This window comes from Devosia sp. (genome assembly GCF_028290435.1).
Classification (GTDB): Bacteria; Pseudomonadota; Alphaproteobacteria; order Rhizobiales; family Devosiaceae; genus Devosia.
The window spans coordinates 19,765-43,347 of the sequence record NZ_JAQGJV010000012.1 but is presented as its reverse complement, the minus strand read 5'-3'; the positions used below and the strand labels follow the sequence as shown (position 1 = coordinate 43,347).

Genomic DNA, 23,583 nt, shown 5'->3' with positions numbered 1-23,583 from the left:
GCCGCGGCACAGCCGGTCAATCGGCAGCAAAAGTGGGTTCCACGCCGCCCAGCGCCTGCGTCAATTGCTGCGCTGTCTCGGCCAGCAACCTGCCGAGCACGGGAATGCGATCCCAGGTCATGCGGGCCAGCAATCCCGAAATGGAGATCGCGCACACCACTTCGGACTGGTCGTTATACACTGCCGCGGCAACGCATCTCAGGCCGGATACGAACTCCTCGTCGTCAACGGTGTAGCGATCGCGGCGAGCCGCCTTCAGTTGCGCATCCAGCGCGTCGCGGCTGGTCAGCGTGGTCCGCGTGATCTTGCGCAGGCTACACCGTCTGACCACCGAAGTGACGTCATCGTGGGTATAACTGGCCAGCACCGCCTTACCCATGCCAGAGGCCACCATGGGGGTACGACCGCCAACCCGCGAAATGGCCCGCATGATCTCGCGGCTTTCAATCTGGTTGATGATGACGATCTCGCCGTCCTCGACAATGCCCAGATTGGCCGTCTCGCGCGTCTGATCACGCAGCCGCCGCAGGAAGGGCAGAGCCGGCGCGGCGAAATTGCGGTCCCGCACATAGGCGGAGCCCACGGCAAAAGCCTGTCGACCGATATGCCACAGATTGTCCGACGTGGTGAATTGTACGAACCGGCGCTGCTCCAGGGTGGTGAGCAACCGGTGGACAGTGGTCAGCGACAGACCGGTCTGTCGCGACAGATCCGTCAACCGGTGCCCGTGCTCGTTATTGCTCAGGGCCTCAAGCAAGACCATTGCCCGATCAACGGATTGCACGCGCCCATGGAGCTCATTGGTTTCCATTTTCGTTCCTCCGCATTGACGGGTCGGTTTCCGCATCGCGGAAATTCTCCCCTTGCCGCCAATCCGGGCTCTACGCTGGCCAAGTATTGGCATTATGCTAACACTCCCATAGTTCTATGGTAGCGCTACCAGAGTAAGATGGTAGCGCTACCAAATTTGCTCGTCAATGTTTGAATGTGCGCGGACAGACCTGATGACAAGGCCGGTAAAGCGGACTTGACCGTCCTTGCTCCGGGATATAGCGCTCCATGCCAAGTGGCGACAACGCGCACGAGAAAGACGACAACGCCTGATGCGCAAACGTAAATCCAATGGCCGCCCGACCATAGCCGACGTGGCCTTTCGGGCAGGTGTGGGTGCTATTACCGTCTCGCGCGCACTGCGCCATCCCGACCAGGTCTCGGAGGCGCTGCGCAAAACCATTGGCGATGCGGTACGGGAACTGGACTATGTCCCCAATCTCAATGCGCGGGCCTTGGCGTCGAGCCACAGCAATGTCGTTGCGGTCCTCGTGCCCTCGCTGACTCAGAACATCTTTTCCGACGTGTTGCGCGGCATTTACGACGGCGTCGAAGATAGCGGGCTGCGGATCGAAATCGCCAATACGCGCTACAATGTTGAGGTGGAAGAGCGGCAGATCTTTGAGATCTTGCGCCACGAACCCTCGGCAATCATCGTGTCCGGCACCGAGCAGACCGCTGCCTCGCGCAAGATGCTGGAGAATGCGGGATGCCCGGTGATCCAGATCATGGATATTACCGATGATCCGATCCACAAGGTCATTGGTTTTTCCCATTTTCACGCCGGCAAAGCGATGACCCAGCACCTTCTGGATGTGGGCTATCAGCGCGTTGCCTTTTTCAGCGGCTGGATGAATTCGCGGTCCCAGGGGCGGCTGGCGGGTTTCGTGGAAGCGCTTGAAGAAGCCGGCATCTATGATCCAAAGCTGATCTGCGAGATGGGCAATGAAAAGCCCTCGGCCAGCCAGGGTTCGATCAAGGACTACCATCAGTTCTCCACCGCCCGGATGGGTCGCGAACTCATGTTGCGCGCCTTGGAGAACGGTCCCCGCATCGACGCGGTGTTCTGCAACAATGACGTGCTGGCGCTGGGTGCGCTGTTCGCATGCGCTTCCTGCCAAGTCGAGGTGCCGCGCCAGATGGGCATCGCGGGCTTCAATGACTTCGACTACATGGAGGCTGCGCAGCCGGCGATGTCATCGGTGCGCATCCATCGCTGGCAGTGTGGCTATCAGGCCATGCAGGCGGTGCGCAACGAGCTCAATGGCGAGCCAGTGGGCGAGCGGATCGTCGATCTCGGCTTTGAGGTCGTCAAGCGGGGCAGCACCGACCGGAACGGCACGCTCGGGGTACCCCCGCCCGGCGACATTCCTTTTACGCTAAGCTAGACTGCCCAATCCTCTCCCCATTGCTGCACGATATGTCCGGGCGAGACGTTGCGGTATTGGCGCTGTGGGGAGACGTAATCGGCGGCACGGATCGGGCTCTTGATTTCGTCATTGGGAACTGCGCGAACCTCGTTGCGCCGCGACGGATCGGGGACCGGGACCGCCGCGATCAGGCGCTTGGTATAGGGGTGCTGCGGACTTTTGAACACCGCGGCGGCCGGGCCCATTTCAACGATCTCACCCAGATACATCACTGCCACCTTATGGCTGATGCGCTCGACAACGGCCATGTCATGAGAAATGAACAGGTAGGACAGCGCGAACTTCTGCTGCAGATCGAGCAGCAGATTGACCACCTGCGCCTTGATGGAGACGTCGAGGCCAGAAACGGATTCATCGGCGACGATGACCTTGGGCTCGAGCGACAGTGCGCGGGCGATACAAATGCGCTGACGCTGGCCGCCGGAAAACTGCGCCGGGTAGCGCGATGCCACGGCCGGGTCGAGCCCCACTTGCACCAGCAGTTCCGCCACCTTGGCGCGGGCCTGCTCGCGGGTTCCCAGTTTGTGAGTCAGGTAGGGTTCGGCCACCGCATCGCCGACCCGGATGCGCGGATTGAGGCTGGCAAAAGGGTCCTGGAAGATCATCTGGATATGGCGCCGCATGTCGCGCATGCGGGCCTTGTCGAGCCCCACGATATCGATGCCGTTCAGAGTGACCTGGCCGCTCTGCGGCTCGACCAGGCGCATGATCGCGCGGCCGGTCGTGGACTTGCCGCAGCCGCTCTCGCCGACCAGCGATAGCGTCTCGCCGGGCTGCAGGTCGAACGAGACATTTTCGACGGCATGGACCCGGCCATGGATGCCGCCGAACAGACCGGAGGACAGATCGAAGCGCTTGACTAAGTTCTTGACCGACAGGACCGGCGCAACCTTGCGGTCGACGGTGTCAGGGCGCGGAGGCGGATTGGTCAGCACGCCGCTGGTCTTCTCGATGACCGGGAAATGCTCGGGCTGGCCGTCGCCCTTCATCGATCCAAGGCGCGGCACCGCGGCAATCAGCGCGCGGGTATAGGCGTTCTGGGCGGTAGCGAAGATGTCGGCGGTCTCACCTTGCTCGATGGTCTGGCCAGCCAGCATCACCACGGTGCGGTCGGCAATCTCGGCGACCACGCCCATGTCGTGGGTGATGAACAGCACGCCCATCCCCTCTTCGCGCTGCAATTCCTTGATCAGCTGCAGGATCTGCGCCTGGATGGTCACGTCGAGCGCCGTGGTGGGCTCGTCGGCAATCAGCAATTGCGGCTTGCAGGCCAGCGCCATGGCGATCATGACGCGCTGGCGCATACCGCCGCTCATATTGTGCGGGAACTCGCTGGCCCGTTGGCGCGCGGCCGGAATGCGGACCCGCTCCAAGAGGCGCAGGGCCTCGGCATCGGCGGCGGCGCCAGACAGGCGGCCGTGAACGGTCAGCGCCTCGGCGATCTGGTTGCCGACCGTGGCCAGCGGGTTGAGGCTGGTCATGGCCTCCTGGAACACCATGCCGATCTGCCGCCCGCGCACCTGGCGCATTTCGTCTTCGGGCAGGGTCAGCAGTTCGCGGCCACCCAGCGTGACGGAGCCAGTCATCCGGCTTTGCTCGGGGTCGAGCAGGCGCATAATGGACAGAGCGGTGACGCTCTTGCCGGAACCGGATTCGCCGACAACGGCCACGGTCTCGCGCGGCGCCACGTCGAACGAGATGCCTTTGACGATCTCGATCCAGCCGGTCTTGGTCAGAAACGAGGTGCGCAGGTCCCGCACCGACAAGGCCAGGCCGGTCTTGTCGACGGGAGTGCTGGCAGGGGCGGCAGTGATGTCGCTCATGGGACTTCCCGCTTCTTACTGAACTGTGGACGGATCGAGCGCATCGCGGACCGCGTCGCCAATGAGGTTGAAGGCCAATACGACCAGGGTAATGGCGGCGCCGGCCCCGATGATCGGCCAGGGCGAACCGAAGAGGTTATTCAGCCCGTCGCGGATGATATTGCCCCAGCTCGGATTGGGCGCCTGCGTGCCGATGCCCAGAAAGCTCAACGACGCTTCCAGCCGGATGGCCGAGGCCACCCACAGCATCATCAGCACGATGATCGGGGCCATGATGTTCGGAACGATATGGCGGAAGATGATCACCGGCGTGCGCACGCCGATAGCGATGGCGGCCTCGACATAGGGGTCTTGCTTGACCGACAGGGTCTGCGCCCGGGCGACCCGGGCAAAACCGGGAATGAAGGCCACGGTGATCACGACGATGACGTTCCAGAACCCGCCGCCCAGAACGGCCGCGATCATGATCGCCAGCAGCAGTTCGGGAAAGGCGAGCAGGAGGTCGACAACGCGCGAGATGACGCGATCGATAATACCGCCGAAATAGCCGGCGATGACACCCAAGGTGGTGCCGAAGATCGCGGCCAGGAACGGCGAGATCAGCCCGAACAATAGCGAATTGCGCGAGCCATAGATCATGCGGCTCAGCACATCGCGGCCAAACTGGTCGGTTCCCAGCCAGTTCTGCCAGCTCGGCGGCTTGTTGATGCGCAGCATGGACTGCGTCAGCGGATCGTATGGCGCCAGGATCGGCGCCAGCGCGGCGATGACCACGAAGGCGGCGATGATGCCCACGGCGACAATGGTGGCCGGACGCCCGAACAGCGCGCGACGCAGGAAGTCGAAGCGCCCCGGACCGCGCTCCACCAGCTCCGGAACGGGATCTGCGATAATGCTCATGAGTTCACCCGGATGCGCGGATCGACAACGATGTAGAGCAGGTCCATCAGCAGGTTGATCACCACGACGAACATCGCGAACACCACGACGCCACCCTGGATTACCGCGTAGTCGCGTTCGGCGATGGCCCCGATCAGCAGCTTGCCGATGCCCGGGCGGTTGAACACCATCTCGATAGCCACCGATCCTGAGAGCGTCGCCAAGAGGCTCAGGCCCAGGCCGGTGGTCAGCGGCAGCAGCGCATTGCGCAGGCCGTGGCGGTAGATGACGCGGTTTTCCTTGGCGCCCTTGGCGCGGGCGGTGCGGATATAGTCCTTGCTCAGCACTTCAAGCAGCGAGGTGCGGGTCAGCCGGCCGATGAACGCCGCCTTGACCATGGCCAGCGTCAGCGCCGGCAGGAACACATGGTACATCCGATCGACGAAGCCCTCGCCGCCGCCATTGATGGGGAACCAGTGCAGGTTGAGGGCGAAGACGATCAGCAGCAGCGCGCCGAGATAGAAATCGGGCACAGCGTAGCCGATCAGCGAGAACACCCGCACGCCGCTATCGGGCAATTTGTTCCGGTGGGTCGCCGCGAGCACGCCCAGAGGAACGCCGGCGGTGAGGCCCATGAGCATGGCGACGAGGGTCAACTCGATCGTATAGGGCAGATTGTAGAGCACCAGGCCCACAACGCTCTGGTTGCTCATCATCGAGGTGCCCATGTTGAGGGTCAGCACGCCCCAGACGAAGTTGATGAACTGCATCCAGAGCGGGGCATTGAGGCCCATCTTTTCGCGGAACATCTGCAACTGCTCGGCGGTCGCCATATCGCCAAGCGCGGCAATGGCCGGATCGCCCGGCAGGATGCGCATGGCGATGAACACCAGCAGCAGGACCAGGAAAATGGTCGGTATCGCATCCGCCAGACGAATTAAGAGATAGCGTCCCATTGTCCTTGCCTCCCGCGCCGCTCTGCGGCGGTATTTCCGAACGCGCTGCTAGGTTTGCAGCGCGGTATAATAGGGTTCGTTCGCCAGATTGCGCTCCAGCCCCGGCACCAGCACCGACTGGCCCTTGCGGGTCAGGCTGATGAAGTACTGCATATGGAAATCGCCCTCGGTGTAGGCTGCGGGAATTTCGGCGCCATAGCCGCCTTCGCGAGGCTGCATCGGCACGGACTTCCAGCGCTCCGCCTGATTGATGTGGCGGTAGTGCAGGACCGGCGCCGCATCGGCATCGGTCTGCACCGACACAGCGAACGGTTTTCCGCCGACGAAGCTCTTGTCAGAGCCAACCGTGATCGGATCGGCCAGGGTCTTGCGCCGTCCCTTGAGCGCCGCAATGGCATTCAGGGTTGCGGCGTCCGGCTGCACTGACTCCGTCTTGCCGCCACCGCGCATGGCTTCGATATCGAGCAGTTCGGCCTGCATTTCGGGCAGGCGCGAATGCCACGAGCCCCGCAGCCAGCTCTGCGGACCATAGGTCATGTCGTCGTGATAGAGATCGCGCGACACCGCCGCGATCCCCTCCCAGGCCAGCACGGAGCGCCGGGCGTGATCCAGCACTGGCTCGATCAGCGACGACACTTTGGTGGCAACAAACAGCTCCGCCCAGCAGGCGGCGCGGAATTTCTCGGCGAAGTGCCGGGCGATACCGCCCAGGATTTGCACGTCAGTGAGGATGCGTTGCACCTCGGCCCGGCCGAAATCGGCTGAGCGGCGCGCCTTGGTCAACGCCGTCTCGCAACCCTCGGCCATGTCGTCGAGCCAGTCGGCCACATCGAGCGGCGTATAGCGGTGCGACTTCTCGCCGGCGAGTAGCAGCTCGGCATATTCGCGGGCGCTGGCAAACAGGGCGGAGTCGAAGGTCGGCGCATTGCCGAAGCGGACGGGGCCTTCCATGTCGAAGCCATAGGCACGCTTGCCCGAGCCGTCGATGAAACCAAGGTTGGTATAGACTTCGGGCCAATAGTGATTGTTGGACGCCGATGGCCCATGCGCCAGGGTGATCAGCGGCAGTACGCGGCTGGCCCAGGACAGGCCCTGTTCGCACAACTCGGCGACGTCGCCGCATTCGCGCTCCAGCCAGCGCATCCAGCTTTCGCGCGGCGCGTCCGGGTTGTAGAGCAGCCGGCCCCAGACGCGGTACTGATAGTCGTATTTGCGCCAGTCCTGCTTGGTCGGCATGCCGTGCTTTTGATAGGTGAAGCGCTGGCCCGGAACGCCGGTGCCCATGCGGCCCTTGAAGCTTTGGGGCTCGCACCACTCCACCCCGTCGGAACCGGCGAACATCGAACTGCGGCCATAGCCAGCGGCGAATACCGGATCGCCCCATAGCAGGACGCGCTGCGTGCCGGCCCAGATGCGGTAGATGACCTTGTAGTCCTTGGTCTTGGTCAGCAGATCGCCATAGGAATAGCGCAGGAACTTGCGCGAGCCTTCGCTGAGCTGTTCGCGTTCGCTGCGCGCCACCTCGGGCGGGTATTCCTTATTGCGGATCGCCGACTGGTGGTACGGCGGGCCCATATGCTCGGCCAGGTATTTCGGCGAGGCCGCGATGGGCATGCCCGAGGCACGCGCCACCGCGATCATTTTATGATCGAGCCCCTTGCCATGCATGTCGATCTCGACCGGCCGGCCGGCCGCAGCGACGCCGGCAAACGCCTGTTCCCAAAACGCGTAATCGCCCTCGGCAATGCCGCCCTCGACATGGACGCGGAAGGTCATGCCGGTGATTTCAGGGACTTCGAGCAGCAGTTTGGTGATGGAGTCACGACAATAGGGCGCCAGATTGTCCGCCGTCACCCCGCGCACGGTGTAGTTGGCATTGGGGACGTCGTCGAAATCGTAGCGTTGTGTCCACAGCGCCAGCTGGAACTCCAGCCCGCGTTTCGCCGCTTCGCGCCCAATGAACTTCAGCATGTCGAGATTGGCGTCGCGCTCCTCGGCGGAGAGCTCCTTGACGTCGATGGCATAGCCGGGAAGCTGGAGCAGGAACGGATAGGGGAAGTAGAAGTAGACGTCCGAAATCCAGGGATTGTGGTAGGGATAATTGTAGCCCATGCCCAGGGTCAGGGCGAACCGGTTGAAGCGGTTGGACGCCAGCATGGTCAGGTAATCGCGCCATTGCTGCTTGTCGTAGAACCAGACCTTGTCTTCTTCCTCGGCGCAGAACAGGCGGGCCATCGAGCGGACGCGCGCGGTTGGCTGCTCGATCAGCGGGAACGTGCCGGCGAACAAGTCATCCCCCAGCGCATTTCGGACCCGGTCGGCAAGCTCGGTCAGCGCATAGACGATGCCGCGCGCGTCATGTCCCCAGGCGATGATGTGATCGCCCTGCCGATAGAGCGCCATGCCTTCGGCAACCGCCGGCAGCGCAGCGGGGACCCCAAGAGTGGGCTCAACACCCGCGCCGGCGATCTCGATGACGAGCCCCTGCCCGGCATTTGGCCCGATATCGGCCGCGACGTCGCGCTGCGCCAAAGCGCGCTGCAATTCGCTGGCGGCCCAAGCGACAGAGTCCGTTGAATCGGTAGCGAAAGCTGCTGGCAGCACAATGCTGGCCGAGGCGGCTAAAGTCATGAAATTCGTCCTTATACGGGCCGCAACAGAAGCGGTCCCGGGCAGAACGCCCGGAACCGGATTATGCGTTTGCGTCAGATGAACTTGGCTTGCGACAGCGGCCAGTTGACGTAGCCCGACACGACCTCGAAGCCGAGATCGACCTTGGGCGAGCGCACGATCAGGAAGCCATTATCGGAGACCGGCAGGATCACAGCATCGGTTAAGGCCTTGACCTCGATCTGCTGAACGATGGCGATACGCTTATCCAGGTCCGGCTCGGCCAGCGCCTTGTCCAACAAGTCGTCGATGCCCGGAATGGCCACGCCATAGTGGCTCATATTGGCGCCGCCATTGCCGTCGGCGGTCACTTCGGCGCCCTTGGCCAGATAGGTCAGGATCACTTGGGTGGGAACCGGTGGCATCGCCGAGGACTGCTGGCTCAGCGTGTTGGTGCCGATGTTCTGGTCGGCGTGGAAGGCGGTATGATCCTTGATGTTCAGGTCCATATTGATGCCGACGCGGCGCAACTGGTCCTGGATCATCAGCATGATCGCCGAAAAATCCTCGCGCTGGCTGGTGTCGTTCTTGAAGGTGAAGCCATCTGGCATGCCGGCTTCGGCCAACAGCGCCTTGGCCTTTTCCGGATCGTACTTGTAGGCGATCTCGGGCGGAATGGTCTCGGCAGTGAAGCCTCCGGGAAACGATGGCGGGTTGAGCCCATAGGTGCGCTTGCTGATCGGGGCAATCGCCGTGGTGATTTCATCACGATCGATCGCGTAGAACAGCGCCTGACGGACACGAATATCGTCGAACGGCTTGACGGTCAGGTTAAACTGAACCGTGAAGAAGCTGCCTGGGCTGACCACATCGAAGATAAGGCCCGGATCCCGCTGGGTCATCGAATCCGCCCAGCCGGGGGCGCGCACGCCCTCAATCATGTGCACGTCGCCAGACAGGATCGCCAGGGTGCGCGCAGTGGTATCGGCGATGTAGACGCATTGCAGCTTGGGCGTGGCCGCCGGCGTGTCCCAATATTCGGTATTGGCGGTCAGCATGATGCCCTGCGAGGGGTCCTGCGCCACGCTTTCGAGCTGATACACGCCGGTGCCGATGGGATCGGTGCCGATTGGCTCCTCGCCCTTTTCCTCGATCGCCTTCTTGCACATGATGGCGCCATCATAGTCACTGAGCACACCCAGCATGAACAGCGGGTCGGGCTGCTTCAGGTTAAACACGACGGTGGCTGGATCAGGAGCATCGGTGCTGGCAATATTGGTGAACTTGGCCCGCACGCCGCCGACGCGAACGGCATCAGTCACGCGATCAAAGGTGAACTTGACGTCCTCGGACGTCATCACGCCATATCCCTTGTGCCACTTCACGCCCTCGCGCAATTTGATGGTCCAAGTTTTGGAATCCGGGGAACCCTCCCAGTTCAAGGCCAAGCGTGGGACCAAGTCATCAACGGTCGCCGGGAACTGCCAGCGTGGCAGATCAACCAGTTTGTCGTAGATGGCGATGATCGCCCAGTTGTCGACACCCTGGATCGACTTATGCGGATCGATCGTGCGCAGGCCGCGGGCGCCGAAGGCAATCTTGAGCGTATCGGTGCCCTGTGCAAATGCCCTGCCGGTCATGGCCGAGAGCAGGCTGGCACTTGCCATGGCTGCGGTCGTTCCGGCGATAAACGTGCGTCTATTGACGTTCATTTCTGTCCTCCCGTTACAAGCCGGCGACCGTTTTTCGCGTCATTGGCGCGCGATATAAACAAACGAGATGCGGCATAACGGGTGAGCAGTAGCCGGCAAGACACCTGCGTCAAGGCGAGACGCCCCGGTTTTCCGTATGGTGGAAGGTCAGCCTGAAACCGCGTGCGGCTCTTCCGTATCGTGGAAAGTGCAAGTGAAGAGGCCGCACAGCCGGTTTTGATTCCGCTAAGCGTGACGAATAACGCGCAAGTGCAAGCGGAGGACAACTATGAGCGAGCAACCCTGGTACCGGACCACCCTGCGGTGGGGCCAGACCAATCTGGTCGAGTGCGACCCGGCCCGGTATGATGTGGACTTCTGGCGTGAACATTGGCTCAAGACGCGGGTCCAGGGCATCATCGTCAATGCCGGCGGTATCGTCGCCTACTATCCCTCCAAGTTCCCCCTGCATCACCGTGCCGAAAAGCTCGGCGACCGCGATCTCTATGGCGAGATCGTCAAGGTAGCCCGCGAAGAGGGTATCAAGGTGATTGCGCGAATGGACTCCAACCGGGTCGCCCAGGATTTTTACGAGGCTCATCCAGACTGGATCTGCCTCGACATCGACGGAAAGCCCTATCGTCAGGCGGACAAATACGTCACCTGCATCGGCTCGCCTTATTACACAGAATATCTGCCGGCGGTGATGGAAGAAATCATCGAGCGCAGCCAGCCAGTCGGCTTTGCCGACAACAGCTGGGCCGGCCTGCCACGCGCCAATATCTGCTATTGCGAGCATTGCAAGACCCAGTTCTCCGACTATGCCGGCAAGACCCTGCCCCGCGCCCATGATTGGTCCGACGTTGCTTATCGCGACTGGATCAAATGGAACTTCCAGCGCCGGACTGACATCTGGGAACTCAACAACCGTGTGACCAGCAAGGCTGGTGGAGACGACTGCGCCTGGATGGGCATGATCAGCGGCGAAGTGCTCAATAACTCGAGCCGCTTCATCGATTTGCAAGCCATTCTCAAGCGCGGCGCGATCGTCATGCTGGACCATCAGCGACGCAACGCGGTCGACGGGTTCGAGCAGAACACCGAGGCCGGCAAGCGCCTGCACGAACTGGCAGGCTGGGACACGCTGATCCCTGAATCTATGCCGCAATACCAATTGGGCGCGCCCGCTTTCCGGCTGGCTAGCATGCCAACCTCCGAAGTGCGGCTGTGGTCCACCTCCGGCTTTGCCGGCGGCATCCAGCCGTGGTGGCATCACATCGGCGCCTCGCACGAGGATCGCCGCCAATACAAGACAGCAGAGCCTATCTTTCGCTGGCACGAGGCCAATCAAGACATTCTGGTCAATCGTCGGCCCATTGCCGATGTCGGCGTCGTCTGGTCGCAGCAGAACCACGATTATTTCGGCCGTGACCGAGCCCCCGACAAGACGCTGGCGCCCTATCGCGGCGTGGTCAAAGCACTCGACCGGTTCGGCATCACCTATATGCCGCTCCATGCCGATGACATCGAAACCGCCGGCAAGCGCTTCGGCGTTCTGGTCTTGCCCAATTTCGGCACGCTGTCGGATGCGCAGTTGGGCCATGTTCGCAGCTTCGTTGCCAATGGCGGCTCGGTGATCGCCACCTCGGAATCCACCCTGTTCGACGCCGACGGCGAGGCCCGCGCCGATTTCGCGCTGGCCGACCTGTTCGGCGTGCACCGCCAGGCCGGCAGCCATGGCGCGTTCGATGGCATCAGCGGTAACCTCGAAACGCATGCCCGCCATACCTACCTGAGGCTGGCTCCCGAATTGCGCAGCGGCGTTTACGGTCCCAAGGACGACACGGCTCCCGCTCAATCGGCACAACGGCATCCGATCCTCAAAGGCCTCGAGTCTGCCGATACGATCCCCTTCGGCGGCTATCTACCGGTCGTTTCGATAGATGACGATGTCGAAGTCCTCGCGACTTTCATTCCCGATTTTCCGATCTTTCCTCCGGAAACATCCTGGATGCGTACGCCACGCACAGACCTGCCGGCAATCACCGTCAAGCAAGCGCCGTCCGGTGGCAAACTGGTGTGGTTCGTGGCCGATCTCGACCGCTGCTTTGCTCGGGACGACCAGTTGGAACACGCCATGCTGTTTTCCAACGCCATCCGCTGGGCGTTGGGCAATCGCTCCCAGGTTGCGATCTCAGGTGGGCACGGCGTAATCACTGCCGACCTTTACGAACAGCAAGGCAAGCGCATTCTGCACCTAAACAACCGCCTGTTGCTGTCCCGCGTCCCTGGCCGTCAGTACGATCTCGTGCCGATCGGGCCAGTCGAAGTGCGGCTGCGGGTCGAGGGCACGAAAGCGCCATCGGTCAAGCTCCGCGTCGCCGGCAAATCGATCCCGGCCACGGCGCAAGGCGATGAACTGGTCTTCGTGGTGGATGAAATCCTGGATCATGAGGTCGTCGTGGTCGACGTCGACTAAGCCAGGAGCTTACCGACGACGCGCTCTAGGAACCCGCCCTGGTGGCGGGTTCGCTCGTTTTGGGCTAGGTCGGCCTATACAAGCACATCGACGGCAAAAGATGCAGTCGCCGCTGTTTCCAGCAGACGACGGCTCCGGGTCGGCTCGAGAGTGACGGCCTCAGGCGTGCAGCCGCTGGCCGGTCAGGGTGTCAAAAACATGAGCCCGCTTGTTGTCAGGCAGGAGCGGAACGCTGTCGCCTGGACGAAAGTCGACACGATCGCGGAAGATCGCAGTGATGGGGGTAGTGCCAAACCGGGCATTGACCTGGGTTTCCGATCCGGTTGGCTCGATGACCACCACCGTGGCTTTCATGCCCGAAGGGTCGATGCTCAAATGCTCAGGACGAAATCCGTAGGTTATCTCGCTGCCTGCTTCCAGGCCCGACACGAGCGGGAGCGGCAGGCTGACGCCATCGGTGGTGACGATGGTTGGGCTGTCACCAAGGACGACCTTGCCCTTGATCAGGTTCATGGACGGCGAGCCGATGAAGCCGGCAACGAACAGCGTCTCGGGCGTGTCATAGAGTTCAAGCGGAGAGCCCACCTGCTCGATGCGGCCGGCATTGAGCACCACGATGCGATCGGCCAGCGTCATGGCCTCGATCTGGTCATGGGTAACATAGACGGTTGTGGTCTGCAGCCGCTGGTGCAGCTCCTTGATCTCACTGCGCATCTGTACGCGCAATTTGGCATCGAGGTTGCTGAGCGGTTCGTCGAACAGGAACACTTGCGGCGCCCGCACGATGGCGCGCCCCATGGCAACGCGCTGGCGCTGCCCGCCGGACAGGTGCCTGGGATGACGATCAAGCAATTGCTGCAGGCCCAGGATCTCGGCTGCCCGTTCCACCTTGGCGCGGATTTCGGCCTTTGATATCCCCTGCATGCGCAGGGAAAAGCCCATATTCTGGGCCACTGTCATGTGCGGATAGAGCGCGTAGTTCTGGAACACCATAGCGATGTCGCGGTCCTTGGGCGGCAAATCGTTGACGATCACCTCGCCGATCTCGACATCGCCGCCGCTGATCTCCTCAAGGCCCGCGATCATTCGCAGCAGCGTAGACTTGCCACAGCCGGATGGACCCACCAGCGCCACGAATTGCCCGTCGGCGATGTCGAGGGAAATCCCGTGAATGACTTGCAGCGTGCCGTAGCTCTTGAGCACGTCGCGAATTTGGACGGTGGCCATGTGCGTCTCCTAAAGCTTTTTGGTGGGCAGCGGCGGCAAAGCCCGCGCCAGCACGGTTTGCAGATGATCGCCCAGCCGGCCTCCGCCACCCGCGGCCAGCCAATCGGCCACGAGGCGTCCCGCCAATTCCTGATCGAACGGCAGGCCATTGGCCCACAGCCCCGCTGGAATTGGCCGCGCTCGCTCTGCCGGATCGAACGGCAGGTGCAATGGCGCGACCACGAGCGGCTCGGAAAAAAACAGGCGCTGCGTATTGCTGGAAAAGAACTCGTCTCGCTCTTTGGCGCTCGGCGCGAGCCAATCGATCCAGCCGATGGCCGTGGCCATCGTCTCGTTGCGCCAGAACATCACCGGCGCTTCCGACCCCCACAGCAGCCGCGACCATCCAGTCCTGGCCAGCACCGCTTCGCTCCAGGCCTTGAGCGCGGAGGGTTCAAACCCACCATGGCGGGAAAACACGACATTGAAGCGCGGATGGGCGAACAGCGCCGCCGCCGGTCCGGAGGACAGCAACGCCGGGCTTCCCATGCCGGCAAAATGTCCGCCAATAACAGTCAGCTCCGGATAACGATCGAGGCTATCCACCAGGATACGGGCACAGGTTTCGGACGACACCGCGCCAACGACCACCGCAATGCGCCTATACTGCGCCGGCAGCTCCAGCAGCCAGGGCCGTTCGGTGAGGTCGCTTTCGGTCAGCCGCAAGGCGCTGAACCCGGCCTCCAGTTGCGCCCTTGCCGCCGCTTCCATTTCGGCTCGGTCATTGCCAAGGGGCACGCCGATGCCTCGGAACCGTTGCGGATCCGCGCTGAACGCCTCATGTATCGGCGCAAAATCGGGCGAGCTGTCGAACGAGCACAGCACCGCCTGGCCAATGCCGCTGCGCTGCATCACCCCCTCGTAGTGCCCCACACTCTGGAAGCGCGGCAGGCCGACATGGGCATAGGCATCGATGATGGGCAATGTCCCGCTCACTCGGCATCCTCCGCCTGATAAACATGAGCGGTCATGCGCGGCAGCTCGGCAAAATCGAATTGCGGCTTGAAGTTCTCGACCAGATCGACATTGAGATCGACCTCGGACGGCCAGCGCATCCCCACAATGGCCGAATGCACCCGGCTGTCCGACAAAACGAATTCCAGCGACACCTGGAACAGGTCCCTCGCCGATTGCCACTCCGGCGCCAGATACTTTGCCGCCCGTTGCAGGATGCCCGAGGTCATGGTGCGCATGGTGACGACGCCGACATTGGCGGCATGCGCATCGATCAGCATGTGCTTGGCGGCGTGCTGGTAGATGAAATTATAGGCCAGTTGATAGACGTCGATTTCCGGGTGCGCGAGGAACTGGATCGCGGTCCACGGCTCCTCGGCGGTCAGCCCGATAAAGCCGATCTTGCCTTGCGCCTTGAGGTCCACCAACGCTTCGAGCGGGCCGCCATCCACCACTTGGGCATAATCGGCCGCAGTGAACATGCCGCCGTGGAACTGCACGATATCGAGATGGTCGGTTTGCAGCCGCGACAGGCTTTCATGGACACTGTTGATGACGGCCTGCTTGCTCATCTTCTCCCAGCGCACCTTGGTGGCCAGCACCACCTCGTCACGCCGGGTTTTCATCACCTCGCCGATGATCCGCTCGCTATTGCCCTCGCCATAGCCCGGCGCGGTATCGACATAATTGATGCCGCGATCAATGGCGTGATTGACCGTGCCGATGGCGGTGCGCTTGCCCGCTTCCGACCACGGGTCCCAGTCATTGGCCTTGTTGACGCCACCAAACGGATAGCCACCCAGGGCGATCCTCGACACGTTCAGTCTGGTCCGGCCCAATTTGATTTTTTGCATCTGCGTTTCCAATTCTGGCGGCGGCTAAAGACCCGCCGGTTAGGCCATTTGCGCCAGCGCCGCGCCGACGCCCGAAAGGTTGTCGAGCCGCATCTCCGCATACTTCCGGCTGAGCACGATGCCCTGCGCCCCACCCTCGAACGCCGCCAGCACAGCTGCCGTCACCCGCTCGGGCGTCGTCTTGATCAGATCAGGACCGGTGGTGATGTCGCCGTCGATCATCGACAAATCGCCGGGATTGGGTGGCGGCGATCCCACTTCCGCCGGCTGTCCCACCGGAATATCGACATCGATGCCCGCATAGATCATGCCGCGCCCCTCGCTGCCGATGACTGCACGCTGCACCTCGCGGCGCACGGAGTCGGCGGAAAAACCGGTGGTGGGGAGGTCTGCCAATGGCCCCTCCTCCAATCCCAGCATTTTGAGCAGGAGCGGATAGACAAACGCCGGCTCGGCATCGCCGAATATGGCTTTGCTGATGGCGTTGACGAAGGTGAAAAACCGCGGCCCGGCGCTGGTGTGGTAGGTCGAGACCTTGATGAAATCGGCGATGTGGCTGAGATCGGCGAAGTTCTGCCCCGCGCGGTAGAACGGACTGAATGACAGGTTGTGATAGAGGTCCCAGCCCACCTTCATATCCGGCCTGTAGGCGCGCACCGTGCCGATCATGTCGCGATATAGTTGATGCTGCCCATCAGCCCAAAGCGATTGCCAGGACAGCAGTTCCGGATAGGTCAGCAACAGGCGCCAGAAGGTGACGAAGGCTCCATCGGCCGGCCGCTTGCCCTCCGAAATCGCCGCGTTCCATAGCACCAGCTTGCGATAGCCTTCCTGCGCGCGGCGCCAGTCAACGCCCCGTTCGGCGGCCTTGGCCTTGCAATGCTCGCAGTAACAGACGGCGAGGCCGAGCCCCTGCCGCGTCGGCTCCTGGATCAGCCGGTCGAGCGGCCCGGGCCGAGCCGAGGAGAACATCAGCCCATCGAGCGGATAGCTCTTCACATAGTCCTCGACCACGCCAAGCACCCAATTGCGATAATCGGGATTGTTGAAGCAGGGCCGGCGGCCCGGCTTGTTCCAGATATCGACCTCTAGGCATTTGAGGAAATTGGGATAGCTGCGCAGATGGCGCGCATGGCTGCTTTCGTCGAAATAGGCGAATGCCTTGATGCCCCGCGCCTTAGCCTGGGGGATAACATCGGCCAGCATGTCCCAGCCGGGATATTCCGGCGCGCGGCCTGCGCCGCCCAAAACAGTATTGCCGTAAAATTGGGGATGGACTGTCGCGTAATTGCCGCCCAGCCATTCGGGATCTGGCTGCGTACTGCCATGGTCCGGTGGAACGAAGCCCGGTCTGGCACGACCGCCGGTGGCGCGGTTCCAGGTAGGGGTTGCGAGGAATACGGCGTTGACACCGGCGCGCTGCTGCACCGTGTCGAGCACCGCGCCCACGCCTTCGTCCTGGAAAGAGACGGCGCCGATTTGAATGCCGATGAGCTTGTCAGCCATATCTCAACCTTTGAGGCCAGTGGTGGCTATGCCGTCCACCAGTCGCTTTTGGAAGAACAGGAAGATCACAAAGACCGGCAGCAACGACAGTGTCGTCATGGCGAACATGGCACCCCACGAGGATTGCCCCGACGCATCAAGGAACTGCCGCAGGCCCAGCGCCACCGTGTATTTGCGCTCGTTGTTGAGATACAAAAGCTGGCCGAAAAAGTCGTTATAGGTCCAGATGAAGGTGAAGATCGTGGTGGTCACCAAAGCCGGGGTCAGCAGCGGCAGGATGATCAGCAGGAAGGTCTGCCCCCTGTTGCAGCCATCCACCATGGCGGCCTGCTCCAGCTCCACCGGAATGCCGCGGATAAACTGCACCATCAGGAAAATGAAAAAGGCATCGACGGCGAAGAACTTGGGCACGATCAGCGGCAGGAAGGAATTGGTCCAGCCCAGCGTGTTGAAGATGATATATTGCGGCACCACGATGACGTGGAAGGGCAGCATCAACGTGCCCAGCATCAGTGCAAACAGCACCGGCTTGAACTTGAAGTTGATGCGGGCAAACGCATAGGCGGCCAGCGAGCACGAGAACAGGTTGCCCACGATGGCGCCAGCGCAGATCATGAACGAGTTGAGATAGAAGGTCGTGAACGACACCCCCGTCCCCAGCGTCCAGCCCTTGATATAATTGGAGAAATCCAGGCTCTGCGGGATGGGATTTAGATCGGAGAAGATCTGCCCTTCCGGCTTGAACGAACTGCCGATCATCCACAGCAGCGGATAGAGCATCAGCACCGCCCCTGCGATCAAGCCCGCATGCAGCATCCAGTGGTAGTTCGGCTTTTTGGTGCGCGGGCGGGCGGTAGTGACCATGGGTTTACTTCGCGCTGTCGTCATAATGGACCCAGTATCGGCTGCTGAGGAAGGCCAGGGCCGTGAGCACGCCGATGATCACCAGCAGCACCCATGCCATCGCCGAGGCGTAGCCCATGCGGAAGTTGGCGAAGCCCTGCAGGTAAAGGTAAAGCGTATAGAACAGCGTCGAATCCAGCGGCCCCCCGCTGCCGCCACTGACGATGAAAGCCGGCGTGAAGGCCTGGAACGAGTTGATGATCTGCAGGATCAGGTTGAAGAAGATGACCGGGGTCAGCATCGGCACCGTGATCATCCAGAACTTGCGCCAGGGCCCGGCCCCGTCGACCGATGCCGCCTCATACAGCTCCACCGGAATTTGCTTGAGACCAGCCAGGAAGATGATCATCGGCGAGCCGAACTGCCACACATGCAGGATGATCAAGGTCCACAGCGCCTGCGACGGCGAGGACACCCAGCTCGAACCCTGGATTCCGAACACTGCCAGCGCCTGGCTGACGATGCCGTCAAAGCCGAACACCTGCCGCCACAGGATGGCGATGGCGACGCTGCCGCCCAGCAGGGACGGAATGTAATAGGTGGCCCGGTAAATCCCCAGTCCCTTGATCTTGGCATTGAGGACCATTGCGAGCGCCAGCGCGAATGCCAAATTGAGGGGCACCGCCAGTGCCACATAGGTGAACGTCACCCGCAAGGCACTAAGATAGCGGCCATCCTGGGTGAACAGGCGAACGTAGTTTTTGGCCGCGATCCACTCGGGCGGCTCCAGCAGGTTGAAGCTGGTGAAGGACAGATAGAACGATACCAGCGTCGGCCCCGCCATGAAAAACACCATGCCGATGATCCATGGCGCCAGGAACAGAAAGCCCCAGGCGTTCTCCGACAGGATATTGCGGCCGCGTGGTCGCGCCTTAGCCAAGCTGGTCTTGGGCGGCGGCAGCGCGTCGGTACTTGTGGGCGTGGGTGAAGGCGTCATCGGCCAATCAATTTGTCTGCGGAAACCAACTGCAACCTGACCGCGCCACTCGTGCCGAGAACTGCAAATCGCAGTCCTCGGCACGCGGGCGGCAGCTTTATTCGAGGATGAACTCTGCCTCGTCGAAGAACTTGGAGACTGTGCCCGCGATATCGCTCTGGCCGAAGGCGATCTCCTGGTGCGAACGCTGCATCAGGTCCTGGATCTGCCCACCCTGGACCGGCCAGGACACGACTTCGGGCACGGCATGCTCCTGCACATACTGGATCATGTCGACCATGCTTCGCTCGATTGGCGACACGTCCGGGGAGACCAGCGCGGCGATCTTGCTGGAGAGCGGGACACCGCGCGCCATCAGGTGGATTTTGGCCGCATCGGGACTATTGGTCACAAAGTTCAGGAACTGGATCGCCACATCCTTGTGCTCGGACGCAGCGTTCACATACACCTGCATGCTCGAATTGATGAAGGCGCCGTACTTGTCGCCCGACAGCGCCGTGCTGCCAACGCCGCTGGGGAAGGACAACACTTTGAGCGGATTGGGAGCCAGCGCCTGCAGGGACGAGGCAATGGAGCTGTTGATCGGGTACATGGCCGCCCGCCCGGTAACGATGGGCGAGGTCTCGAAGCCCGTTTCGAGCGCGGTGATCTCGGCGGGGGGCACGACGCCCGCCTTGCGCAGCTCGTCCCAGAAGGTGAACCATTCGGTCAGCTCATCGGCGGTGAAGTTGAGCTTGCCCTCCGGCGTATAGGCCGTCTTGCCGCGACCGCGCAGGAAGAATTCGAAGGGGTAGAAGGAGCGTGTGCCCGCGGGCGCCCAGATGTCGGCGGCGCCATAGACCCCATCTGGCGTGGCGGCGGCGATCGCCTTGGCCTTTTCGGCAAAGCCATCCCAGTTCCAGTCGAGACCAGGCTCCTCCACCCTGCTATCGGCAAACACCTTGGTGTCGATAAAGTAACAGCCCGAGGCCAGCCCCCACGGAATGGAATAGAGCTTGCCATCGACCTTGAGGGTTTCCAGCACCGACGTGTTGGCATCCGACAGGTTGAGTTCGCCTGACTTGATGTAGTCGTCCAGCTCCAGCAGGCGACCCGACTTGATCAACGACTCGCGGCTATCGGACACCTGCATGATGTCCGGCGCATTGCCGCCGGCAAATTCTGTCGAAAGCTTATCCTGATAGCCGATAAGGCCACCATACTGAGATTCCATCGTCAGGCCGGGATGTTCAGCCTCGAACAAATCGATGATCTTAAGCGTCTTCTGATGCCGGTCGTCCGAACCCCACCAGGCGATCCGCATGTCGATCTTGTCCTGCCCGCGGGCCAGGCTGGACAACAGTGGCAGACCGGCCAGCGCAGTAGCGCCCATCAACAGAGTACGACGGCTCAAGGCTCCGGGTGGAATGTGGCTCACGATGATCTCCTCGCTGGCGCTGACGCCGGCACTCATTGCGGTGCCGTTCATCGTCGCTGCCGTTGATGTGATCACAAGTGCCGGGGCCAGGCCACGCGTTTGCCACTGGTTTTCCGCATCGTGGAATTACCTCTTTGCAGCGCGGGTGAAAGGCGATGCGCGCACGCTAGCCCGCCCGGTGTCATCGCAACTTCGAGCAGCGACGATGCCAGCGGCTTCGGGCTACTGCTTGGCACGGACTATCCACGGCTTGAACTTGGTACTGGGAGCGCGTCGAAAACGGAGTTCGGGCCCATACCCAGATGCCCTCGATTGGCTCTGCTGCTGCCATCAGACTTCAGCCGCAGTCCGTCTTTAATCTGTCCGCATCTGGTGTCGCCCCCGTTCATGCGCCGCGAGCTACGTGATTACCACTTAATCTGTGGCATACGATCAGCTTTGCGACTTAGCATCCGCCGAACGTCTGCTTACCGCAACGGCCGCTCCACAAGCTGCAGGTCGCAAGCCACCCCAATATGGCCGTCCGCTGGCGTCGCACAGCAATATCCGCTTTCTGAATTCCGCCGAGGTAATCTAACGGCCGGAATGGGGCGCTCATTTGCCTGGCAGCTAACGACCCCATTTCGGTCGTCCATCATGAGCGTGCGGAAACCCGAAAGCGGTCGGCACCAAGAGCCGAATCTGGCAACGCCTTATGGAATTGGACTTAAGGCCTTGAATTGCTTCGGCGGCATTCGCGCTGCTAGCCACTGGTGAGGTCAGCCAGTCACCAACCAGAACGTCTCGCCCGGACGTGCATTTGGAGACTCCTTACAAAAATCCTGGCTATGCTCGCCGCTTATGGGGGAGGATTGGCCGCACATTAGACACGGTGGCGAGCGTGGAAATTCAGTATTGGTTCAGGCTTGTAGAGTGGCGACCATCCTGGGTCGCCGAGCAGGATTCCCCGAAGCGGCAAACCGTACCGAAGCCGGTGGCATGGCAAGGGTGGGTAACTGTGGTTCTAACTGTGGCTATCTGGGCCGCCGGTTCAGTGGCATTCGCGGTCTATGTTCAATCGTTATCAGAAAGGCCTTGGTCGCTCGGCATCGCGTGGTTTGTATGGGCAGCTGCCTGTTGGGGCGGTTTCTGTCTTGTTGTGGCGACGACACGAGACCCGGAGATACAATTGAACGGTCCTGCACCCTAAGGTGGTAGTTAGTTCCGTGACGGCCGTATCCCTAGCGGATTGCCAAAAGCGGACTGACGCTTTCCATCCCCACCCTGCCACTGATCGCAGGGATGGCATGGGTTGTTTTCTGACGGTACCATCCGGCTCGGAATTTAGAGGAAATGCCAATCGGACCTGATCCTGAAATGCGGATTCGTGCAGGCAGGATTGAAGACCTACCGGTGCTCGTTGATCTCCAGCGCCGCGCTTCACTCGCCGGCTATCCTGAACCAATTCGCGGTCTTTTGGCCTCCCAGCCTGAACTCATTGCCCGGAGCTTCCGGCACGAGTGGTTCACTGCTGATCAGGTAAGGCTGGCGACGAATGGGCAGCACATTGTCGGCTTCGCGGTTCTAGGACGCTCCGGCGCCCATGAGGCAGAAATAACTGCCCTGTTCGTGGATCCAGCTCACTGGCGAACAGGTGTTGGAAGGGCGCTCATTCATGTCCTCGTCACGCTGGCCTCTAAGTGGGGGGCAACAAGAATCTGGGTTCTGGCCAATCCAATGGCCCTCGGCTTCTACGCCGCTACTGGCTTTGTCCATGACCGATACGTAGATATGCCCAATGCACCCGCAGTACCCCGGCTGACCTTGGAAGTTCATTGAGATACTTGATGCACAACCACCAACGTCTGCTCACCAAAGTTTTTAATGAAAAGCGGTCAGGCAGCTAGCCACCCCATTCTGGTCGTGGTTAGCGCTTAGGGCGAACGGCCTTTTTTGGAAATCGTCCCGACGACCCAGACGGCCGAAATTGGGCGCACCGCTACCCTTCAACAGACGACCCCGTTTTGGCCGTTCTAGGGTGAGAGAGGAGCCGACAAAAGCAGCCATAGTCAAAGGATCAATTCGACGCAAATGTGGCAATGAAAGAACGTATTCACCGTCGCTGTGGAATGAGCTGTTGCTTAGCCACCGACCTCTTGAGTAGACGCTGTCAGTGTCATCTTTGAGGTCTCCTGTAGGGTCGGATCAAGCGGAAAATAGAAATTTGCCCGGAACACGGGGGGGTTCTTTCCCAACGGAAAGAAGCGCCATGGCCCACCTTCGTCGGCATGGTAATATCGCTTGGGCAGATTGTTTCGACATTTGAATACAGATGCCCGAAGTGCGACTACCTGACGGAACCATACCTGTATTAAAGCGAGGCGCTTTTTTCCGCCGGGCCAGGAGCACCGGTCTGCTTCCCGATAAGTTGCCCGGAAGCTATTGGCAGTATAACAAGCCCGCATCAATGCGCTGAGGTTTACGTATGTCCTATGCAAAAATCATCGGAGCGCTAACAACCTTTCTCACGCTGACCATACCAACATTGGGCCAGGATTTTCCCCTCACGGCTTGGACGGATCCAAATGTACAAGAGTACATCTGCAAAACGCTAACTGATGATCAAGAGCGCACAAATGCTGCAGGTTCCCTTGGTTTCGGTCGACTAATCCAGTCGATGGAGGTCGAAATTGACTGTAACCTGAAGCGATACTCTATGGCCGTAGTCGTCACACAGTCGATGATGGACCTGCCTCCGGACGCTATTCCACATGCATTGACCTCCATTGCGCGCTTAATTTGCGCAAGGCCTGGTTGGGGGCGGATATTTGAGCTCGGTTGGTCACTTAAAGCTAGTATTTTCTTCAAGGGGAAATTAATTCGTTCCGGTTCAGAATTGAGAAATTGCCCGCCGTAAATATACAGAAGGTGTCGGCCCTTAGGTATTCAAGTGCGGATAGTCTGCAATATCACTTGCATCCATCCTTTCACTGAAGTATGGGCGCTTTCTTTCACGATCCATTTCCACCATTTAGCTCAAATTTTCATCTGCCCGTAAGCGGACGTTG

The 23,583-nt window shown here is 61.1% G+C and carries 17 protein-coding genes; 4 read left to right on the top strand and 13 right to left on the bottom strand.

Annotated features, from left to right (window positions below):
- Positions 1–16: 16 nt before the first annotated feature.
- Complete coding sequence (locus JWP26_RS03660; RefSeq protein WP_299723619.1) at positions 17–811, bottom strand: IclR family transcriptional regulator; 795 nt, start codon at positions 809–811, stop codon at positions 17–19.
- Positions 812–1,103: 292 nt separating this feature from the next.
- Here JWP26_RS03660 and JWP26_RS03655 point away from each other — a divergent pair, with 292 nt between their 5' ends.
- Positions 1,104–2,219 carry a LacI family DNA-binding transcriptional regulator gene (locus JWP26_RS03655; RefSeq protein WP_299723616.1) on the top strand — a complete coding sequence of 372 codons (1,116 nt, stop codon included), beginning with the start codon at positions 1,104–1,106 and terminating at the stop codon, positions 2,217–2,219.
- Here the strand turns inward: JWP26_RS03655 and JWP26_RS03650 are convergent.
- The 5 genes from JWP26_RS03650 to JWP26_RS03630 form a co-directional block, all read right to left on the bottom strand.
- On the bottom strand, positions 2,216–4,084 hold the full coding sequence (locus tag JWP26_RS03650; RefSeq protein ID WP_299723613.1) for an ABC transporter ATP-binding protein: 1,869 nt from the start codon (positions 4,082–4,084) through the stop codon (positions 2,216–2,218). The genes JWP26_RS03655 and JWP26_RS03650 overlap by 4 nt on opposite strands.
- A 15-nt stretch (positions 4,085–4,099) precedes the next feature.
- Entirely contained in the window at positions 4,100–4,984 is an 885-nt protein-coding gene (locus JWP26_RS03645; RefSeq protein ID WP_299723611.1) for an ABC transporter permease, read from the bottom strand.
- The gene (locus tag JWP26_RS03640; protein WP_299723608.1) at positions 4,981–5,919 is read right to left on the bottom strand and encodes an ABC transporter permease; all 939 of its coding nucleotides are present in this window, start codon (positions 5,917–5,919) and stop codon (positions 4,981–4,983) included. Before JWP26_RS03640 ends, JWP26_RS03645 begins: the two co-directional genes overlap by 4 nt.
- A 48-nt stretch (positions 5,920–5,967) precedes the next feature.
- On the bottom strand, positions 5,968–8,550 hold the full coding sequence (locus JWP26_RS03635; protein WP_299723605.1) for a hypothetical protein: 2,583 nt from the start codon (positions 8,548–8,550) through the stop codon (positions 5,968–5,970).
- Positions 8,551–8,624: 74 nt separating this feature from the next.
- Positions 8,625–10,241 (bottom strand): ABC transporter substrate-binding protein, encoded by a 1,617-nt coding sequence (locus JWP26_RS03630; RefSeq protein WP_299723602.1) that lies wholly within the window; start codon positions 10,239–10,241, stop codon positions 8,625–8,627.
- 268 nt (positions 10,242–10,509) lie between these two features.
- Here JWP26_RS03630 and JWP26_RS03625 point away from each other — a divergent pair, with 268 nt between their 5' ends.
- Complete coding sequence (locus JWP26_RS03625) at positions 10,510–12,699, top strand: alpha-amylase family protein (protein WP_299723599.1); 2,190 nt, start codon at positions 10,510–10,512, stop codon at positions 12,697–12,699.
- Between the two features lie 159 nt (positions 12,700–12,858).
- Here the strand turns inward: JWP26_RS03625 and JWP26_RS03620 are convergent, their stop codons facing one another.
- From JWP26_RS03620 to JWP26_RS03590, 7 genes are all read right to left on the bottom strand, one after another.
- Positions 12,859–13,926, bottom strand: coding sequence for an ABC transporter ATP-binding protein (locus JWP26_RS03620; RefSeq protein ID WP_299723596.1), 1,068 nt, complete (start codon positions 13,924–13,926; stop codon positions 12,859–12,861).
- A 9-nt stretch (positions 13,927–13,935) separates the two neighbouring features.
- Entirely contained in the window at positions 13,936–14,901 is a 966-nt protein-coding gene (locus JWP26_RS03615) for an amidohydrolase family protein (RefSeq protein ID WP_299723593.1), read from the bottom strand.
- On the bottom strand, positions 14,898–15,773 hold the full coding sequence (locus tag JWP26_RS03610; RefSeq protein ID WP_299723590.1) for an aldo/keto reductase: 876 nt from the start codon (positions 15,771–15,773) through the stop codon (positions 14,898–14,900). The genes JWP26_RS03615 and JWP26_RS03610 overlap by 4 nt, the downstream gene beginning before the upstream one ends.
- Before the next feature lie 39 nt (positions 15,774–15,812).
- Positions 15,813–17,279: a hypothetical protein gene (locus JWP26_RS03605; protein ID WP_299723587.1), complete on the bottom strand. Its 1,467-nt coding sequence runs from the start codon at positions 17,277–17,279 to the stop codon at positions 15,813–15,815.
- 3 nt (positions 17,280–17,282) lie between these two features.
- Positions 17,283–18,143: a carbohydrate ABC transporter permease gene (locus tag JWP26_RS03600; RefSeq protein ID WP_299723584.1), complete on the bottom strand. Its 861-nt coding sequence runs from the start codon at positions 18,141–18,143 to the stop codon at positions 17,283–17,285.
- A 4-nt stretch (positions 18,144–18,147) separates the two neighbouring features.
- Positions 18,148–19,119, bottom strand: a complete 972-nt coding sequence (locus tag JWP26_RS03595; protein ID WP_299723581.1) for a carbohydrate ABC transporter permease — start codon at positions 19,117–19,119, stop codon at positions 18,148–18,150.
- A 97-nt stretch (positions 19,120–19,216) separates the two neighbouring features.
- Complete coding sequence (locus tag JWP26_RS03590) at positions 19,217–20,587, bottom strand: ABC transporter substrate-binding protein (protein WP_299723578.1); 1,371 nt, start codon at positions 20,585–20,587, stop codon at positions 19,217–19,219.
- 1,305 nt (positions 20,588–21,892) lie between these two features.
- On the opposite strand from JWP26_RS03590, the gene JWP26_RS03585 reads away from it, so the two are divergent.
- Entirely contained in the window at positions 21,893–22,354 is a 462-nt protein-coding gene (locus tag JWP26_RS03585; protein WP_299723575.1) for a GNAT family N-acetyltransferase, read from the top strand.
- Between the two features lie 646 nt (positions 22,355–23,000).
- Entirely contained in the window at positions 23,001–23,432 is a 432-nt protein-coding gene (locus tag JWP26_RS03580; protein ID WP_299723572.1) for a hypothetical protein, read from the top strand.
- The last annotated feature ends 151 nt before the right edge of the window (positions 23,433–23,583 follow it).

Coding starts and splice junctions, on each gene's coding strand:
- JWP26_RS03650 (WP_299723613.1), bottom strand. CDS start 4,084: ATGAGCGACATCACTGCCGCCCCTGCCAGCACTCCCGTCGACAAGACC.
- JWP26_RS03660 (WP_299723619.1), bottom strand. CDS start 811: ATGGAAACCAATGAGCTCCATGGGCGCGTGCAATCCGTTGATCGGGCA.
- JWP26_RS03605 (WP_299723587.1), bottom strand. CDS start 17,279: ATGGCTGACAAGCTCATCGGCATTCAAATCGGCGCCGTCTCTTTCCAG.
- JWP26_RS03600 (WP_299723584.1), bottom strand. CDS start 18,143: ATGGTCACTACCGCCCGCCCGCGCACCAAAAAGCCGAACTACCACTGG.
- JWP26_RS03635 (WP_299723605.1), bottom strand. CDS start 8,550: ATGACTTTAGCCGCCTCGGCCAGCATTGTGCTGCCAGCAGCTTTCGCT.
- JWP26_RS03625 (WP_299723599.1), top strand. CDS start 10,510: ATGAGCGAGCAACCCTGGTACCGGACCACCCTGCGGTGGGGCCAGACC.
- JWP26_RS03640 (WP_299723608.1), bottom strand. CDS start 5,919: ATGGGACGCTATCTCTTAATTCGTCTGGCGGATGCGATACCGACCATT.
- JWP26_RS03655 (WP_299723616.1), top strand. CDS start 1,104: ATGCGCAAACGTAAATCCAATGGCCGCCCGACCATAGCCGACGTGGCC.
- JWP26_RS03580 (WP_299723572.1), top strand. CDS start 23,001: ATGTCCTATGCAAAAATCATCGGAGCGCTAACAACCTTTCTCACGCTG.
- JWP26_RS03645 (WP_299723611.1), bottom strand. CDS start 4,984: ATGAGCATTATCGCAGATCCCGTTCCGGAGCTGGTGGAGCGCGGTCCG.
- JWP26_RS03590 (WP_299723578.1), bottom strand. CDS start 20,587: ATGAACGGCACCGCAATGAGTGCCGGCGTCAGCGCCAGCGAGGAGATC.
- JWP26_RS03630 (WP_299723602.1), bottom strand. CDS start 10,241: ATGAACGTCAATAGACGCACGTTTATCGCCGGAACGACCGCAGCCATG.
- JWP26_RS03595 (WP_299723581.1), bottom strand. CDS start 19,119: ATGACGCCTTCACCCACGCCCACAAGTACCGACGCGCTGCCGCCGCCC.
- JWP26_RS03610 (WP_299723590.1), bottom strand. CDS start 15,773: ATGCAAAAAATCAAATTGGGCCGGACCAGACTGAACGTGTCGAGGATC.
- JWP26_RS03620 (WP_299723596.1), bottom strand. CDS start 13,926: ATGGCCACCGTCCAAATTCGCGACGTGCTCAAGAGCTACGGCACGCTG.
- JWP26_RS03585 (WP_299723575.1), top strand. CDS start 21,893: ATGCGGATTCGTGCAGGCAGGATTGAAGACCTACCGGTGCTCGTTGAT.